At 72.8% G+C, this 3,221-nt stretch carries 1 protein-coding gene; it reads left to right on the top strand.

The genetic code is table 11. The features are described from left to right. Nucleotides 1-3,221, top strand: a 3,221-nt coding sequence (locus AD72_RS35040; RefSeq protein ID WP_031470957.1) for a type I polyketide synthase, incomplete at both ends; no start/stop codon positions are given.

Here is a 3,221-nt window from a genome sequence, read left to right as displayed (position 1 = left end):
CTGTACAGCAGCGGCGTCCCCGTCGACTGGACCGCGTACTTCGGGGACAGCGGCCGCTTTACCGAACTGCCCACCTACCCGTTTCAGCACGAACACTTCTGGCTCGCCCAGCACGATGCCCCGGACGTCGCCTCGGCGGGACTGGCCGCCGCCGACCATCCGCTGCTCGGCGCCACGGTGTCGATGGCAGATCACGACGGCGTGCTGCTGACCGGGCGGCTCTCCCTCGACCGGCATCCGTGGCTCGCCGACCACGTGGTCGGCGATCGGGTGCTCGTGCCCGGAACCGCCTTCGCCGAGCTGGCCATCCGGGCCGCCGACGAGACCGGCTGCGCGGGCGTCGAGGAACTGGTCCTGCAGGAACCACTGGTGCTGGAGCCCGGGACCGCACCCGAGGTGCAGATCGTCATCGGCCCCGCGGACGGCCACGCCCGCCGCCCAGTTTCCCTCCACTCCCGGCTGCCGGAACTTCCCTGGACCACGCACGCGACGGGCACTCTCGGCAACCCGGAGGTGGCCCCCTCCAGCGCGGACTGGCCACCGCGGGACGCGTCCGCGGTCGAACTCGACGGCGCCTATGACCGCCTCGCCGCCGCCGGGCTCGGCTACGGACCGGTGTTCCAGGGGCTGCGGCGGCTCTGGACACGTGGCGCGGAGATCTTCGCCGAGGTCGCCCTTCCCGAACCGGGCGAGGCGGACGGCTTCGGGCTGCACCCGGCCCTGCTGGACGCAGCACTCCAGGCAACCGCCGTCGCCGGGGAGGATCCGGGTGCGCTGCCGTTCGCCTGGCGTGATCTGGTGCTGCACAGCCGGGGCGCCACGGAGCTACGCGTGCACGCCCGCCCGGATTCCGGTGGCACGTTCGCGTTCGACCTGATGGACACCACCGGTGCCCCGGTCGCGTCGATCGGGGCCCTCGAGGTACGCGCGGCCGGGAGCGCACCCGCCCGCACCCGGGACGGGCTGTATCGCGTCGAGCTGGCACCCCTGCAGCGGGGAACCGGCGAGCCGCCCGCCGCCCAGGTGTTCGAGGTACCGGACGGTGACCCACTGGAGGTGGTGACCGAATCGCTGCGGGCCGTTCAGGAATTCCTCGCCGCGGAGCACGAGGAAACCCTGCTCGTCCGCACCGGTGACGGCCTCGCGCACGCCGCGGCCGAAGGACTGATCCGCGCCGCGCAGGCCGAACACCCGGGCCGGATCGTGCTGCTGCGCGGTGAAACCGGCGAGGCGGCCGCGGCCCTCGGAACCGGTGAACCCGAAGTCCACGCCCGGGACGGCGAGCTTTTCGCGCCGCGGCTGGCGCGCGTTCCCGTACCGAACGATCCCGTGCCGGAAACGAACGGAACCGTGCTCATCACCGGCGGGACCGGCGGGCTCGGCGCCGAGCTGGCCCGGCACCTGGTCCGCGCGCACGGGATCCGGCAGCTGCTGTTGGTCAGCCGCCGCGGACCGGACGCCCCTGGTGCCGAAACGCTCGCCACCGAGCTCACCGAACTCGGCGCCACGGTCCGGATCGAGGCGGCCGATGTCGCGGATCGCGCCCAGGCGCGGGCCTTGCTGGAAACCGCCGGGCCACCGGTGACCGGTGTCGTGCACGCCGCCGGGGTACTCGACGACGGGCTACTCGCCGAACTCACCCCCGAACGGCTCGCCCCGGTGTTCCATGCCAAGGCCACCGCGGCCGGGGTGCTCGACGAGCTCACCGGCGAGCTGGACTTCTTCGTGCTGTTCTCCTCGATCGCCGGAGTGGCCGGATCGGCGGGCCAGGCCGCCTATGCGGCGGCGAACACCTACCTGGACGCGCTCGCCGCCCGGCGCCGGGCCGCGGGCAAACCGGCGCAGGCACTGGCCTGGGGCCTGTGGCGGCACGGCATGGGAAGCGGGCTCACCGGAACCGACCGGGAGCGGATCGGCCGGGACGGGTTCGGTGCCCTGGAACTAGACGAAGGACTGGCCCTGTTCGACGCGGCCCTGGCGGAGGGCACCGAGCTGCTGGTACCGGCCCGGCTCGACCTGGCCGGAGCCCGGAAAACCGCGCGGGACAGGGAGATCTCCCCGTTGCTGCGCGGACTGGTGCGGGTGCGCACGCGCCGCACGGCGGCGAGCCGGGCCGAACCGGGCGGGCTCGCGAACCGCCTGGCGGCGCTGCCCGAAGCCGAACGCGAACCGCTGCTCGCCGAACTGGTCGGCGGCCGGGTCGCCGCGGTACTCGGCCGCTCCGGCCCGGAAAGCGTCGAATCCTCCCGGCCGTTCACCGAACTCGGCTTCGACTCGCTCACCTCCGTGGAGCTGCGCAACGAACTCGGTACGGAGACCGGGCTCCGGCTGCCCGCGACCCTGGTGTTCGACCACCCGACACCGGCGGACGTGGCCCGATTCCTCATGGCCCAGCTGTCCGGGGAGGAACAGGAGGTCACCCTGCCCGAATCGCCGGGGTCCGTTTCCGACGAGCCGATCGCGATCGTGTCGATGGCCTGCCGGTATCCCGGCGGGGTGCGCTCGCCCGAGGACCTGTGGAATCTCGTGGACGCCGGAACCGACGCGATCTCCCCGTTCCCCGAACGGCCCGGCTGGGATGCGGACGCGCTCTACGACCCGGAACCCGGCCGCCCGGGCAAGACCTATACCCGGCACGGCGGATTCCTGCACGATGCCGGGGAGTTCGATCCGGAGTTCTTCGGGATCTCGCCGCGCGAGGCCTTGGCGATGGACCCGCAACAGCGGCTGCTGCTGGAGATCAGCTGGGAAGCCCTCGAACGCGCCCGGCTCGATCCCGTCTCGCTCAAGGGAAGCGCGACCGGTGTGTTCGCCGGGATCATGTACTACGACTACGCGGCGAAACTCGCCTCCGTACCGGACAGCGTCGCCGGATTCCTCGGCACCGGCACCTCGGCGAGCGTGCTCTCCGGGCGGATCGCCTATCAGCTGGGACTGGAGGGCCCGGCGGTATCGGTGGACACCGCCTGTTCCTCCTCGCTGGTCTCGCTGCACCTCGCGGCCCGGGCGCTGCGCGCGGGAGAGTGCACCATGGCACTGGCCGGTGGCGTCACCGTGATGGCGACCCCGGAGACCTTCCTCGATTTCGCGCGGCAGCGGGGACTCGCTCCGGACGGCCGCTGCAAGTCGTTCTCCGCCGCGGCCGACGGAACCGCCTGGTCCGAGGGCGCCGGTGTGCTGGTGCTGGAGAAGCTGTCCGACGCGCGGCGCAACGGGCACCC

Origin of the sequence: Sciscionella sediminilitoris, from assembly GCF_000737195.2 — a bacterium.
In the GTDB taxonomy this organism is placed as follows: Bacteria; Actinomycetota; Actinomycetes; order Mycobacteriales; family Pseudonocardiaceae; genus Sciscionella; species Sciscionella sediminilitoris.
The sequence above is the reverse complement of the archived record's forward strand: the minus strand, read 5'-3'. Positions and strand labels throughout refer to the sequence as shown.